14 protein-coding genes are annotated in these 13,658 nt (G+C 36.4%); 12 read left to right on the top strand and 2 right to left on the bottom strand.

Features of this window, described 5'->3' with window-relative positions; all coding sequences use genetic code 11:
• Positions 1 to 29 precede the first annotated feature (29 nt).
• From ABD682_RS09275 to ABD682_RS09255, 5 genes are all read left to right on the top strand, one after another.
• Positions 30 to 236 carry a membrane or secreted protein gene (locus ABD682_RS09275; protein WP_344740976.1) on the top strand — a complete coding sequence of 69 codons (207 nt, stop codon included), beginning with the start codon at positions 30 to 32 and terminating at the stop codon, positions 234 to 236.
• Between the two features lie 136 nt (positions 237 to 372).
• A complete protein-coding gene (locus tag ABD682_RS09270; protein ID WP_344740975.1) occupies positions 373 to 921 on the top strand; it encodes an RNA polymerase sigma factor in 549 nt (182 codons plus the stop codon).
• Positions 918 to 2,132, top strand: coding sequence for an Nramp family divalent metal transporter (locus ABD682_RS09265; protein WP_344740974.1), 1,215 nt, complete (start codon positions 918 to 920; stop codon positions 2,130 to 2,132). The genes ABD682_RS09270 and ABD682_RS09265 overlap by 4 nt, the downstream gene beginning before the upstream one ends.
• 47 nt (positions 2,133 to 2,179) lie before the next feature.
• Positions 2,180 to 3,058, top strand: coding sequence for a lipoyl synthase (lipA, locus tag ABD682_RS09260; RefSeq protein ID WP_344740972.1), 879 nt, complete (start codon positions 2,180 to 2,182; stop codon positions 3,056 to 3,058).
• Positions 3,059 to 3,137: 79 nt separating this feature from the next.
• Positions 3,138 to 5,390: a tetratricopeptide repeat-containing hybrid sensor histidine kinase/response regulator gene (locus tag ABD682_RS09255; protein WP_344740970.1), complete on the top strand. Its 2,253-nt coding sequence runs from the start codon at positions 3,138 to 3,140 to the stop codon at positions 5,388 to 5,390.
• On the opposite strand, the gene lpxK is transcribed toward ABD682_RS09255, so the two are convergent.
• Complete coding sequence (lpxK, locus tag ABD682_RS09250; RefSeq protein ID WP_344740969.1) at positions 5,368 to 6,372, bottom strand: tetraacyldisaccharide 4'-kinase; 1,005 nt, start codon at positions 6,370 to 6,372, stop codon at positions 5,368 to 5,370. The two genes, ABD682_RS09255 and lpxK, sit on opposite strands and share 23 nt — an antisense overlap.
• Positions 6,373 to 6,484: 112 nt before the next feature.
• On the opposite strand from lpxK, the gene ABD682_RS09245 reads away from it, so the two are divergent.
• The 4 genes from ABD682_RS09245 to ABD682_RS09230 all read left to right on the top strand — a co-directional run bounded on the left by ABD682_RS09245 (position 6,485) and on the right by ABD682_RS09230 (position 9,938).
• Positions 6,485 to 7,579, top strand: a complete 1,095-nt coding sequence (locus ABD682_RS09245; RefSeq protein WP_344740967.1) for a Nif3-like dinuclear metal center hexameric protein — start codon at positions 6,485 to 6,487, stop codon at positions 7,577 to 7,579.
• 3 nt (positions 7,580 to 7,582) lie between these two features.
• Positions 7,583 to 8,362, top strand: coding sequence for a zinc ribbon domain-containing protein (locus tag ABD682_RS09240; protein WP_344740965.1), 780 nt, complete (start codon positions 7,583 to 7,585; stop codon positions 8,360 to 8,362).
• Positions 8,363 to 8,491: 129 nt separating this feature from the next.
• Positions 8,492 to 9,154, top strand: a complete 663-nt coding sequence (gene msrA, locus ABD682_RS09235) for a peptide-methionine (S)-S-oxide reductase MsrA (protein WP_344740964.1) — start codon at positions 8,492 to 8,494, stop codon at positions 9,152 to 9,154.
• Between the two features lie 133 nt (positions 9,155 to 9,287).
• Positions 9,288 to 9,938: a hypothetical protein gene (locus ABD682_RS09230; RefSeq protein ID WP_344740963.1), complete on the top strand. Its 651-nt coding sequence runs from the start codon at positions 9,288 to 9,290 to the stop codon at positions 9,936 to 9,938.
• Between the two features lie 103 nt (positions 9,939 to 10,041).
• Here the strand turns inward: ABD682_RS09230 and ABD682_RS09225 are convergent, their stop codons facing one another.
• Positions 10,042 to 10,461 (bottom strand): (4Fe-4S)-binding protein, encoded by a 420-nt coding sequence (locus ABD682_RS09225; protein WP_344740961.1) that lies wholly within the window; start codon positions 10,459 to 10,461, stop codon positions 10,042 to 10,044.
• Positions 10,462 to 10,561: 100 nt separating this feature from the next.
• Between ABD682_RS09225 and kynU the strand changes: the two genes are divergently transcribed.
• Genes kynU through ABD682_RS09210 form a run of 3 tightly spaced genes read left to right on the top strand, consistent with a single transcriptional unit; the run spans position 10,562 to position 13,649 of the window.
• Positions 10,562 to 11,833 carry a kynureninase gene (gene kynU / locus ABD682_RS09220; RefSeq protein ID WP_344740960.1) on the top strand — a complete coding sequence of 424 codons (1,272 nt, stop codon included), beginning with the start codon at positions 10,562 to 10,564 and terminating at the stop codon, positions 11,831 to 11,833.
• Positions 11,826 to 13,229, top strand: coding sequence for an FAD-dependent oxidoreductase (locus tag ABD682_RS09215; protein ID WP_344740958.1), 1,404 nt, complete (start codon positions 11,826 to 11,828; stop codon positions 13,227 to 13,229). The genes kynU and ABD682_RS09215 overlap by 8 nt, the downstream gene beginning before the upstream one ends.
• Positions 13,230 to 13,235: 6 nt before the next feature.
• Positions 13,236 to 13,649 carry a RidA family protein gene (locus ABD682_RS09210; protein WP_344740957.1) on the top strand — a complete coding sequence of 138 codons (414 nt, stop codon included), beginning with the start codon at positions 13,236 to 13,238 and terminating at the stop codon, positions 13,647 to 13,649.
• Positions 13,650 to 13,658 lie beyond the last annotated feature (9 nt).

Here is a 13,658-nt window from a genome sequence, read left to right as displayed (position 1 = left end):
ACTTGTACCTTTGTAAAAAATAATTAGAAATGAAACTTTTTTTAATTACAATCGGACTTTTGGCCCTTGGATTTGCAGGAATCGCCATTAAAATCTGGGCTAAAAAAGATGGAAAATTTGCCGGTACTTGTGCAAGCCAGAATCCGATGTTGAATAAGTCTGGAGAAGCCTGTGGTTTTTGTGGCAGAAGACCCGATCAATTTGAAAATTGTAGCGAGCCGCAACACGAATCTTAATTTATATTTTTCTTAGAAATACATCAAATCACCTTTTTTAACCTCTATTTTTGGATTTCAACCAAAATAAAAAAGGCTTTATTTATTCTTCTACAATTAGTATCTTTATAAATCATCTCATTAAAAATTGATTTTATTGAATATAGAGGAAGCCATTTCACGCGCAAAAAAGACGGATCAGAAAGCCTTTAATTTTCTTTTGGATACGTTTTGGGATGATGTTTACGGATTTCAACTGAAACGCACCAGAAATGAGAATGATGCTGAAGACATCACGATCCAAACCTTTTCCAAAGCCTTTGATAAAATCGATACCTTCGATGATCGTTATAAATTCAAGACCTGGCTGATAACCATTTCCAAAAACATTCACATTGATCTTTTAAGAAAAGAAAAGAATGCCATCGATCAAGTAAAGATTAATCATGACGAGGATGCGTATCTGGTATTGGATGAATCGCCCTCACCTGAAGACAAACTGATTACAGAACAGCATCTTGCCACGCTTTTACGCGACATTAAAAAATTAAAGCCTCATTATCAGGAAGTTATTAATTTACGCTACTTTCAGGAATATAGTTACAAGGAGATTTCTCAGAAATTGGGAGAACCTATAAACAATGTGAAGGTTAAATTGCTTCGTGCCAAAAAACTACTGGCCGATATTATTCAAAAACACACATGATATCGAAACTCAAAGATCTTGGACCGGGATTGTTGTTTGCCGGAGCCGCCATCGGGGTGTCACATTTGGTACAATCTACCCGAGCCGGCGCTGATTTTGGTTTGGGTCTTTTGTGGGCTCTGCTTCTTGTAAACTTATTTAAATACCCTTTTTTCCAGTTTGGTCCGCGCTATGCCACAGCCACCGGGGAAAGCTTATTGGAAGGCTACAAAAAATTAGGTAAAGGTGTTTTGGTTACTTATTATATTTTAACCATTGCCACCATGTTTACAATACAAACCGCCGTAACCATTGTAACGGCAGGACTGGCCTCTTCTTTATTCGTTGGGTTCTTTTCCATTGAAACCTGGACAGTTCTTATTTTGATTTTCTGTTTAGCAATTCTAATTATTGGAAAATATTCTTTGTTAGATAAATTAATGAAGGTTATTATTATCGTTCTAACTTTAAGCACGATCGGGGCAGTAAGCATGTCGCTTCTGAATCATCATGAAACAATTACTTTTTCACAAATACTTCCGGATAATAAACTAGGAATTGCATTTTTAATTGCCTTTATGGGTTGGATGCCGGCTCCTCTAGATATTTCAGTTTGGCAATCGTTGTGGTCTATTGAAAAAAATAAAAACACCAACACCTACACCCCGAAATCTGCATTATTCGATTTTAACGTGGGTTACATTGGCACTATTATTTTAGGTATTGGCTTTTTACTTTTAGGTGCATTGGTTATGTTTCATACCGGAGAACATTTTAGCAACTCAGCCACAGTTTTTTCTGGGCAACTTATAAAAATGTATACCGCCAGCATTGGTAGTTGGGCCAGTATCATAATTGGTATTGCTGCTTTTACTACGATGTTCAGTACAACGCTTACTACTTTAGATGCTTCTCCGAGAGCGATGAGCAAAGCAACAGAACTTTTATTTCAATCTGAAAAAAAATTAAATTATACGTTTTGGATCGTACTGCTCACCATAGGTTGTATTGGCATCTTTTTCTTTTTGGCTTCAGAAATGGGTTTGCTGGTTCAAATTGCCACCATTTTATCTTTTATTACAGCGCCTTTTTATGCTATAATTAATTATAAACTGATTGCGAGTAAACACACCCCGAAACATTGGAGGCCATCGAGAAAAATGCATGTTTTGAGCATCCTTGGTATCGTTTTTTTAGTAGGATTTAGTGTATACTACCTCCTTACACTTTAGGCGGTATTTCAAAGAATACTTCGTATCTTTGCCCTTTAAAATAAGCTATGAGTACAGAGACTGTTATCAATACGACTACTGAAAGGCAACCAAAACCAAAGTGGATTCGTGTAAAACTTCCAACAGGAAAAAAATACTCTGAATTACGCAGTTTGGTTGATAAATATAATTTGAACACCATTTGTGCTTCCGGTAGTTGTCCTAATATGGGAGAATGCTGGGGAGAAGGCACAGCCACCTTTATGATTTTGGGTAATATTTGTACCCGATCATGTGGCTTTTGTGGTGTAAAAACCGGGCGTCCGGAAACGGTTGATTGGGATGAACCTGAAAAAGTAGCCCGGTCTATAAAGATCATGAAAATTAAACACGCGGTACTTACCAGTGTTGATCGTGATGACCTTAAAGATATGGGAAGCATCATGTGGGCCGAGACGGTTAAAGCTGTTCGCCGCATGAATCCCGAAATTACATTGGAAACACTGATTCCCGACTTTCAAGGTGTTGAGCAACATTTGGATCGCATTATTGAGGTAGCGCCAGAAGTTATTTCCCATAACATAGAAACGGTTCGCCGTTTAACACGTGAGGTTCGCATTCAGGCGAAATACGACAGAAGTCTTGCTGTTCTTAAATATTTGAAAGATCAGGGGCAGCGCAGAACTAAATCCGGAATTATGCTTGGTTTGGGCGAAACAAAAGAGGAGGTTATTGAAACGCTTCACGATTTACGCGCCCACGATGTTGATGTGGTTACAATTGGTCAATACTTACAACCCAGTAAAAAACATTTACCAGTAAAACGCTTTATTACACCCGACGAATTTAAAGAATTTGAAGAAATCGGATTAAATTTAGGCTTTCGACATGTAGAAAGTAGTGCGCTTGTACGGTCTTCTTATAAAGCCCAAAAACATATAAATTAACAATTTAAGTGTAATTTATCGTAAAAAAAGTGTGTTTTATCGATAAAAAAGTTATATTTGTCGATAATAAATATGTTGAATGTCCCAAATTTGTCGTTACATATTCGTCTTATTCTGCCTTTTCGGTCTTGAACTATCAGCTCAAAACACGCTGAATAATGATCCGGAATTGGCTCAAAATTCCATTGATTATCGGATCAAACAGTCTCAAAACGAACTTGAAAACTTCAGTTATTATAAGGCTTTAAATCACCTTAATGAAGCTCTAGATGAAGCTAAAAAAGCGGAAGACAGTACCCGACTTGGAAGCATTTACACATTAAAAGGGCGTCTACAATTGTTAACTGACAATTCTGATAATGCCATAAAATCGCTTAACAGTGCTATTGAAATACAGCGCCTGATAAAGAACGATACAGGTTTAGCCTATGCCTTAAAAACTTTGGGAGAAGTTTACTTTAACGAAAAATACTATAATCAAGCGCATGATTATTTCGTATCAGCAAAAAATTTATTTCAACAACAAGGGTTACAACAAAAATTAGCCGAGACTTTACTCCTGGATGGTAAAACATTTATGTTGTTAAATAATTACGTTAAGGCTCGAGAAATTATTGAACAAGCTCTTGCCATTGCAAAGAAATCGGAATATCCCGAAGTTGAAAGTGATGCCCTGATAAATCAGGCTGTGGTATTTAACGTTCTTGGGGAAAATGATAAAGCCCTAAACACAGCTGAGGAAGGACTTCAAATTGCAGAATTAAATAAATATCTGACCATTCGAAACGCGGCATACAAAACGCTAAGCGAAATATATTACGATCGTAAAAACTACAAAAACTCAAGAGATTATTTAGATAAGCATCTAAAATTAACTGATTCTTTGTATCAGCTAAAATCGAAAAGTCTTGCATCAGATCAACAAACCAAATCCATTTTAAAGGATACCACAAAACAATACGAGGAAGCAAAAAAACAATTGGAACAAGTTGAGGAGGACAATGGCGTGCGAACGTTAATCTCCATTTTAAGTGTTGCTTTAATTACGATTTTATCGCTATTAACGCTATCGCTTTATAAGAATAATAATATTCGATTAAAAACCAATAATATGCTCCACAAAAAAAATGGAGAATTAATTATTGCTAAAGAAAAAGCGGAATTAGCAACAAAAACCAAAGCTAATTTCTTATCGACGGTTACTCATGAGTTACGCACACCATTATATGCTGTAACTGGTTTAACGAACATGTTACTTGAGGAAAACCCCAAACCCGATCAAATCCAGCATTTAAAATCCTTAAAATTTTCAGGTGATTATCTGCTAACGTTTATCAATGATATACTTCAAATAAACAAAATTGAAGCCAATAAAGTTGAAATTGAATCAGAGCCATTCAACTTAAAGAAAAAAATAAACAATATTATTCTGGCATTAAACAATTCTGCCGAAGACAATCAAGTTAAAATTCATTTTGAATACGATAAAAATCTTCCGGAAAACTTTATTGCAGACCAAATTAAGATTTCGCAGATATTAATCAATTTAATTGGTAACTCTATTAAATTCACTAAAAATGGCGATATCTGGATACGTGTGTATAAAATTGCGCAAGAAAACAATAATTACAGATTGCGTTTTGAAGTTGAAGATAATGGTATTGGTATCAGTCAGGAAAAGCAGGATAAAATGTTTGAAAGTTTTTCTCAGGGCTCAATTCAGATCAACAGAAAATATGGTGGTACCGGCTTAGGATTGTCTATTGTGAAAGGTCTCATTGACATTTTAAAAGGCGATATTTATGTAAAAAGTGAATTGGATAAAGGAACCACTTTTTATTTTGAAATACCGGTTGAGTACACGCCGATAGAGCAAGCATCCACCGAGCCTAAATCCTCTTACTTCAACGATAATTCAGAGAAAATTGACCTTGATAAAGTTAAAGTTTTAGTTGTAGAGGATAATAAGATCAACCAAATGATCACCAAAAAGATCCTGACTAAAATGAAACTTAATTGTGAATTGGTGGATAATGGTGAAGACGCCGTAGAGCTTATCAAGAACAATAAATACGATATTGTTCTTATGGATATCCATATGCCCGGTATTAGTGGTATAGAGGCTACAAAACGCATCAGAACCTTCGACAAAAAGTTAACGATTTTTGCGCTTACAGCCGTGACAATTGAAGATAAAATGCAGGAATTTGAGGAAGCAGGATTTTCAGATATTATTCCAAAACCTTTCAAACAGGAAGAATTCGAGAAAAAACTTTACAACGCACTCACCGGAAAAAAGTACAAGGCTTTTAACCAGCAACAAACGATTTAACTACTTTATTAAAATTATTGGCCTGTTCCAAACTTACTTTTATTGGCAGATAATATAATTTTCCTTTTAGATCCTCTACATCTTTAAGACGCATAAAGTCTTTTTCCGTGGTAACAATCAGATGTTTTTTGCTCAATAATTGAATGTCATCAGCACTGAATTCATGATGATCTTTAAAGTTCAAATGATCAAATTTTAAATCATTTTTCTTAAGATGATCTACTAATGATTGAGCGTTGGCTATTCCTGTAACTAAAGTAAAGGATTTTAGATCATGTAATTTTATTGAAGAATCCTCAGAATAAACCGAATCATCATATAGAATAGAACTAAAAAATACCGATTGGTGTTCCTTAGGATCGATCCTTTTAATATATTGTCGTTTTTCTTCTTCAGAAATAATTTCCGGGCATTTGGTTACTACAATCAAATCCGCTCGTTGAGCACCAGATCTGGGCTCTCGGAGATTTCCAGTGGGTAAAACCAAATCATTGAAATAAGGCTGTGAAAAGGTGGTTAGTAAAATATTAAGTCCGGCTTTTACTTTCCGGTGTTGGTAAGCATCATCCAAAAGAATAACCTCTGGTTTTGGCTTTAATTTTAGAAGTTCGGAAATTCCCTTTTGACGTTGGGCATCAACCCCCACATAAATATCTTTATTAAATTTATGATAAAATTGGAACGGTTCGTCTCCAATGGTTCGGGCATTGGATTTTAAATCAGCTAATTGAAACCCCATGGTTTGGCGTTTATAACCACGGCTAAGGGTAGCTATCTTATAATCGTCCTTTAACAAACAGATTAAATATTCGATCATAGGGGTTTTCCCTGTACCACCAACACTTAAATTACCAACACAAATTACGGGTAAATCATATTTTTTATGAGCTAACCAACCCAAATCGAAAAAGGTATTACGAAACCAGGTTACAACATAATAAACCGGAACAATTGGAAACAATAAGATTCTCAGAATTTTCATAAATAAACTTTGTAAACCGTATTTTTGGTTATCTCAGGTTTAATCTGGTTAATATAACCAACAGCAAAGTAAATATTTTATATTTGTTTCTAAATCAAATCATAAAAATAATATGGTTATTCAAGATGTAATTTCTCATTTAGGGGCTTTGGCGCCTTTAAATTATGCTGAAGATTTTGATAATGTGGGACTCTTAGTTGGTGATAAAAACGCCAAACTTACTGGCGTTTTAGTAACTCTCGACACTTTAGAACCCGTTGTTGACGAAGCCATCGAGAAACATTGTAACCTTATTGTAAGTTTTCATCCTATTATCTTTAAAGGTTTAAAAAAACTTACAGGCGAAAATTATGTTGAACGCGTAGTTATGAAGGCTTTAAAGCACAATATTGCTATTTATGCCATTCATACTGCCCTTGATAATTCGTTTTATGGCGTTAATGACATGATTTGCAATCAGCTTAATTTATCAAACAAAAGGATTTTGATTCCGCAATCCGGAACCATTAAGAAATTAACCACCTACGTTCCAACAGCCGAAGCTGAAACTTTGCGAAATGCATTATTTAAAGCGGGAGCCGGTGCCATTGGAAATTACAGTAATTGTAGTTTTAACGTAGAAGGCCAGGGAACCTACAAAGCAAATAAAGATGCCAACCCCACTATTGGCGACATTGGTAAACGACATACCGAGCCAGAGACCAAAATTACAGTCATTTTCCCAAAACATAAGGAGAAAGAAATCTTAAAAACGCTTTTTGAAACGCATTCTTATGAAGAAGTCGCTTATGAGATCATGGCGATTCAAAATAAAAATCAACAGATCGGCATGGGGATGATCGGGGAATTTGAAACTGCTATGAGCGAACAGGATTTTCTGAAATTTCTTAAAGAAAAAATGAATTCTGAAGGTATACGACACACTGAATTGCTTGGAAAGTCTATCAAAAAAGTAGCCGTTCTTGGAGGTTCCGGAAGCTTTGCCATCCAAGCTGCGAAAGGTGCTGGAGCGGATGCTTTTGTTACTGCAGATTTGAAGTATCACGACTTTTTTTCAGCTGAAAAAAATATACTTTTAGTGGATATCGGGCACTACGAAAGTGAGCAATACACAAAAAACGGAATAGTCGCTTATCTTACAAAAAAAATTACTAATTTTGCAATCATTTTATCAACGATAAATACCAATCCTGTTAAGTATTTTTAGAATATGGCAAAAAAGAAAGAAGCAACTGTAGAAGAGCGTTTAAGAGCCCTTTACGATTTACAACTTATTGATTCACGCATTGATGAGATTAGAAATGTTCGTGGAGAACTTCCTCTAGAAGTTCGTGATCTTGAGGATGAAGTTGCTGGACTAAACATCAGATTAGATAAATTAAATGCTAGTTTGGAGTTATTAGATAATGACATCACTGGAAAAAAGAACCTTATCGAAGAGTCTAAAGCTTTGATCAAAAAGTACAGTGAGCAACAAAAAAATGTTAGAAATAACAGAGAATACAATTCTTTAACCAAAGAAATTGAGTTTCAGGAATTAGAAATTCAATTAGCAGAAAAACACATCAAAGAATTTAAGGCGCAGATTGAGCAGAAAAAAGAAGTTATTGCTGAAACCAAAGAGCGTTTAAAAGAACGTGAAACGCATTTGAAACACAAAAAAGGTGAATTAGATGCTATTTTGGCTGAAACCGAAAAAGAAGAAAAAGCTTTAATCGAAAAATCTGCAGATTACAAAGAGCAAATCGACGATCGATTAGTAAAAGCTTACACGCGCATTAGAGAAAATGTAAAAAATGGCTTAGCAGTTGTTCCTATTGAAAGAGGTGCTTCCGGTGGCTCATTCTTTACAATTCCTCCACAAGTTCAGGTAGAAATTGCATCACGCAAAAAGGTTATTACCGATGAGCATAGTGGAAGAATTCTGGTAGATGCTGAACTGGCAGAAGAACAAAAAGAAAAAATGGAAAAAATGTTTTCAAAACTTTAATTTTCCTTTTTCTACAAATTAATAGAAGCCTTTCCTTAGTGAAAGGCTTTTTTTTAATAAAAATTTCACAAGCTCTTCCTTTAAGGTTTTGTATTTTTATACGTCTATTGAAAAAGAAAACTTTTTATTATGAAACATATTCTTAGTGTTTTAGCTGTAACCTTACTTTTTAGCTGCCAAAATTCTGCACAATCCTCCAATAGTGCACAGCAAGCCGTCATTAATGCCAAACCGGTGCAAGTTCCTATGGAAAATGGAAAAGCGAAAGCCTATTTTGCTAGTGGTTGCTTTTGGTGTGTTGAAGAAATTTATGAAAGTCTTAAAGGTGTAGATGAAGTAATTAGTGGTTATTCCGGCGGTCATACTAAAAATCCAACCTATGCTGATAGCAACACGGGAAGAACCGGTCATGCCGAATCTGTTGAGGTGATTTACGATCCGAATGTTATTAGTTTTGCAACGTTAGTAGATGTCTATTTCGGTTCACAAAACCCGACGCAGGTTAACGGCCAGGGTAATGATATTGGATCGCAATACCGCTCCATCATTTTTTATCAAAATGAAAAACAAAAGGAAATCATTCTTAAAAAGAAAGCTGCGTTAGAAAAAAAATTAGGAGAAAAAGTAGCAGCTGAAGTATATCCTTTCCAAAAATTCTGGCGTGCTGAAGATTATCATCAAAATTACGTTGTAAACCACCCGAACAATCCTTATGTCCGAAATGTATCCATACCACGATTGAACCGTTTTAAGGCGAAATTTCCGCAGTTACTCAAGGACAAGTTTAAATAAAAAAGGTCTTCATAGTTTTTGAAATGAAAATTCATTTTTGATTCTTTAATTCGACCCACTTTAATCCATTGGTTTCAACACATTTATTATGAGAATACATGATCAAGTTTGTATATTTACAGAAAATAAAGTTATGAAAAACCTTCTGTACATGGCCTTATTCACTTTCATTTTAAGTGGATGTAAACAAAAAGAAACACAAAAAGAACCTGAATCCATGCCAACCGTTGCTGAAAAAATAGCAAAGGCCAATGGCCTTGATACCTGGAGTCATGTTAAAGAAATCGATTTTACCTTTGCCGGTGCCCGCCATTGGCAATGGTATCCAAAAACCAATGACATTACGTATACACAGGATACCGTAACCGTTTCTTATAACCGGGCTGTCGTGGATTCGACCACAATGCCAATTGATCGCGCTTTTATAAATGATAAATTCTGGTTGCTTGTACCTTTTCAACTGGTTTGGGATAAAAGTGCCACTATTTCCGATCCAAAAAAGACCACAGCACCTATCAGTAAAAAAGAAATCAACGAAATTACAATTACCTATCCGAATGATGGTGGTGGTTATACCCCCGGAGATGCTTATGACATTTATTACGACGATGATTATATGATTCGGGAATGGGCATACAGAAAAGGCAATCAACCAGAGCCAAGCTTGTTAAATACTTTTGAAAATTATCAGGAATTCAACGGGATTAAAATAGCTCTTGAACATAAGAAAGCGGAAGGCGATTGGAATTTAAAATTCTCTGACGTCAAAGTTATTTTAGACTAAGAAATCTAAAACGCCAAACAAAACGTATTTCTAATAAACGTTTTATCCGCAATCGCGTCTATATATATTTGAAAAGCTCTTTAAATCATTAAAGGGCTTTTTTTTAACCCTCGAATTTGTTTTTAACATGGGTACCATCACAAAACGGCTTATTACCCGATCCACCACATCTGCAAAAAGCTGTGGTTTTATTTTTTAGTTCCTTGTCGCCTTCTCTATCTGTTACAGTAACTGTACCGTAAACCAACAAAGGTCCGTTTTCCAAAACTTCAATTTTAGTGTTAAGACGTTCAGCGCGCTTATCAGCTTTATCATTCATATAAAAACTCAAAGCACCAGACGGGCAAGCCTTCACCTGATTTATAAGCGCATCTGTTCCTGCATTTTCAATAGCGATCCATGGTCGCACGGTAGGCCTGAATACGTTAGGCAAGCCTTTAACACAAATGCCTGAGTGAATACATTTTTTGGCTTCCCAAACTATGGTTACCTCACCATTGGTATATTCTCTGGTTTTTCCCATGATTAATTTTTACTAAATATACAAAAAGGAAACACAATTTCTGATAGGTCATTCTTTACTTATTATCCTTATTTTTGTTTAAACTGAAAAATAATTCAATTTGACTGATTATAAATTGGGACGAGATTATGCCCGTCAGCAAGATCAAAATGATCCTTTAAAAACCTACAGGAACCAATTTCATATTCCGAAGGATGAAGATGGTGAAGATGCTGTTTATATGACAGGAAACTCCCTGGGATTACAACCTAAGATCACTGCAACCTATGTTAATGAAGAACTGGAATCCTGGGCAAAACTCGGTGTTGAAGGCCATGTAGAAGGAAAGCATCCGTGGTTACATTATCATGAATTCCTGACAGATACTATGGCGGATATTGTTGGCGCCAAGCCTTCTGAAGTTGTTGTAATGAATACGCTTACGGCCAACCTTCATTTTATGATGGTATCCTTCTACCAACCAACGAAAGAACGCTATAAGATCTTGATTGAAAGTGATGCTTTTCCTTCGGATAAATATGCGGTGGAGTCGCAGTTACGCCATCATGGTTTTGATGATCAGGAAGGGCTTATTTTATGGCAACCTCGTGAAGGTGAAGAATTGCTGCGCTATGAAGACCTTGAGGCTATTTTAGAAGATCAGGGGGAACACATTGCTCTTGTTCTAATAGGGGGTGTGAACTATTACACCGGACAATTCTTCAACCTAAAACGCATTACTGACCTTGGACATAAATATGGATGTATGGTTGGTTTTGATTGTGCGCATGGCGCCGGAAATGTTCCTTTGAACTTACATCAATCCGGAGCCGACTTTGCCGTTTGGTGTACCTACAAATATTTAAATTCCGGTCCGGGAAGTTTAGCCGGTTGCTTTGTTCACGAACGCCATGGAAATAGCCCTGAACTGAATCGATTTACAGGTTGGTGGAGCCATAATAAAAAAACCCGTTTTAATATGCGTGGTGCCTTTGATATGTTACCCGGAGCCGAAGGTTGGCAACTGAGCAACCCTCCTATTCTATCTATGGCAGCCATTCGTGCGTCATTAGATGTTTTTAAGGATGTTGGGTTTGAAATCCTCGTTCAAAAATCAAAAAAACTAACCGGATATTTTGAATTTTTATTAAAGGATCTTGGTGAAGATGTGATCCGCATTATTACACCGGAAAATCCCGAAGAACGCGGTTGTCAATTATCCATTCAAGTTAAGAATGCAGACAAAACACTTCACGACAAATTAACAAAATCCGGCGTGATCAGTGATTGGCGCGAACCTGACGTGATCCGGTGCGCTCCTACCCCTTTATACAATACATTTGAAGATGTTTATGAATTAGTTGAACGCTTAAAAAAGATTCTAAATGGCTAAAAATAAACAACAAAATGTCCTCATTATTGGTGCCGGGCTTTGTGGTAGTTTGCTCGCTTTACGTTTAGGGCAACGGGGTTATAACGTTTCAGTTTATGAAAAACGCCCCGATTTACGAAAAACAAAGCTAAGTGCAGGACGCTCTATAAATCTAGCATTTTCAGATCGCGGAAATAAAGCCATGAAACTGGTTGGCCTGGAAGATAAAGTCAAAGCCCTATGCATTCCCATGCATGGCAGAATGATCCATGATAAACACGGTAAAACGTTTCAATCGAATTACAGCGGAAGAGACCACGAATTTATTAATTCCATCTCCCGAAGTGGTTTAAACGCCTTGCTTTTAGATGAGGCAGAAAAGCATGAGAATGTTAATTTGTATTTCAACAAAGAATGTCTAACTGTAGATTTTGAACAAACGACCGCTCTTTTCTTAGATGAAGAAAATAATAAACAATTCGTTGAAGATGCCGACACTATTATTGCTACTGACGGTGCGGGTTCTGCCCTTCGAAAAAGTTATTATTTAGGGCATAAATTTCTGTTCAGTTTTTCTCAGAATTATTTAAGTCACGGGTATAAAGAACTTAGCATTCTACCTCAGCAAAACGGGGACTATAGAACGTATAAAAATGCCCTTCATATATGGCCGAGAGGCGATTTTATGATGATCGCCTTACCCAATCTTGACGGAAGTTTTACCGTAACACTTTTTTTAAGTTATGATGAAGGTAAATATTGTTTCAATAATCTGGAAACTGAAGAACAGGTTCTGGAGTTCTTCCGTGAAGAATTTCCGGATGCTCTGGCCATGATGCCGAATCTCCTGGACGACTTCTTCAACAATCCAACCGCACCTTTAGGCACTATCAAATGTTCACCCTGGCATTATCAGGGAAACACCCTATTAATGGGCGATGCTGCCCACGCTATTGTGCCTTTTTATGGGCAAGGAATGAATGCCTCATTTGAAGATGTGGTCGAGTTTGATATGGTTTTGAACAATTTTAACGGGGATTGGAAAAAAACGTTCGAGGTCTATGAAAAAAATCGTAAAAAAGATACCGATGCCATCGCCGACCTGGCGATAGATAATTTTCATGAGATGAAAGATCATGTAGCCAACCCCATATTTCAGGAAAAACGCCATTTGGAAATAGCTTTAGAAAAAGCATTTCCAAAGGATTATGCTTCTAAATATTCTTTGGTTACCTTTAATGAACATATCGGTTATCGGGAAGCCATGCTGCGAGGTCGTGCTCAGGATAAAGCCATTCTGAATTTGTTAGCAGACAAAGAAATTGATAATCATACCGACCTAAAATTAGTATTAGAAAAAGTTAAGAAAGAAACCCATGCTATCCTCGAAGATGACCGGATAGCGCGATTAAAATAAACTATTATGAAAGATCAGGTTACCCCAAGAGGCGCCTACCCACATACCAAACGCGTAGGAGACTTTATTTTTGTTTCAGGCACCAGTTCCAGACGCGCCGACAACACGATTGCCGGAGTTGATATTATAGATGACATGGGTACAAAACGTCTCAATATTGAAGTACAAACCTCAGAGGTTTTAAAAAATATAGAAAAACAATTAACAAAGGAAGGTGCTACCCTTAAAGATGTTGTTGATGTTACTTCATTCTTGGTTAACATGAATGATTTTGCAGGTTATAATAAAGCCTACGCTAAGTTTTTTGACAAAGAAACCGGACCAACCCGAACAACTGTTGCTGTGCATCAATTACCGCATCCGGATCTGGTGGTCGAAATTAAAGTAGTTGCTTATAAAAAACTTAACGATCAAAGATAAAAAGACGCT

It is taken from the genome of Gaetbulibacter aestuarii, assembly GCF_039537665.1.
Taxonomy (GTDB): Bacteria; Bacteroidota; Bacteroidia; order Flavobacteriales; family Flavobacteriaceae; genus Gaetbulibacter_A; species Gaetbulibacter_A aestuarii.
This window is presented reverse-complemented; position numbering and strand designations above follow the sequence as displayed.

Excerpts from the sequence above, each read along its gene's own strand:
- ABD682_RS09230 (WP_344740963.1), top strand. The coding sequence starts at position 9,288 with ATGAAAAACCTTCTGTACATGGCCTTATTCACTTTCATTTTAAGTGGA.
- lpxK (WP_344740969.1), bottom strand. The coding sequence starts at position 6,372 with ATGAAAATTCTGAGAATCTTATTGTTTCCAATTGTTCCGGTTTATTAT.
- ABD682_RS09240 (WP_344740965.1), top strand. The coding sequence starts at position 7,583 with ATGGCAAAAAAGAAAGAAGCAACTGTAGAAGAGCGTTTAAGAGCCCTT.
- ABD682_RS09265 (WP_344740974.1), top strand. The coding sequence starts at position 918 with ATGATATCGAAACTCAAAGATCTTGGACCGGGATTGTTGTTTGCCGGA.
- ABD682_RS09225 (WP_344740961.1), bottom strand. The coding sequence starts at position 10,461 with ATGGGAAAAACCAGAGAATATACCAATGGTGAGGTAACCATAGTTTGG.
- ABD682_RS09255 (WP_344740970.1), top strand. The coding sequence starts at position 3,138 with ATGTCCCAAATTTGTCGTTACATATTCGTCTTATTCTGCCTTTTCGGT.
- ABD682_RS09275 (WP_344740976.1), top strand. The coding sequence starts at position 30 with ATGAAACTTTTTTTAATTACAATCGGACTTTTGGCCCTTGGATTTGCA.
- lipA (WP_344740972.1), top strand. The coding sequence starts at position 2,180 with ATGAGTACAGAGACTGTTATCAATACGACTACTGAAAGGCAACCAAAA.
- ABD682_RS09215 (WP_344740958.1), top strand. The coding sequence starts at position 11,826 with ATGGCTAAAAATAAACAACAAAATGTCCTCATTATTGGTGCCGGGCTT.
- ABD682_RS09210 (WP_344740957.1), top strand. The coding sequence starts at position 13,236 with ATGAAAGATCAGGTTACCCCAAGAGGCGCCTACCCACATACCAAACGC.
- msrA (WP_344740964.1), top strand. The coding sequence starts at position 8,492 with ATGAAACATATTCTTAGTGTTTTAGCTGTAACCTTACTTTTTAGCTGC.
- ABD682_RS09245 (WP_344740967.1), top strand. The coding sequence starts at position 6,485 with ATGGTTATTCAAGATGTAATTTCTCATTTAGGGGCTTTGGCGCCTTTA.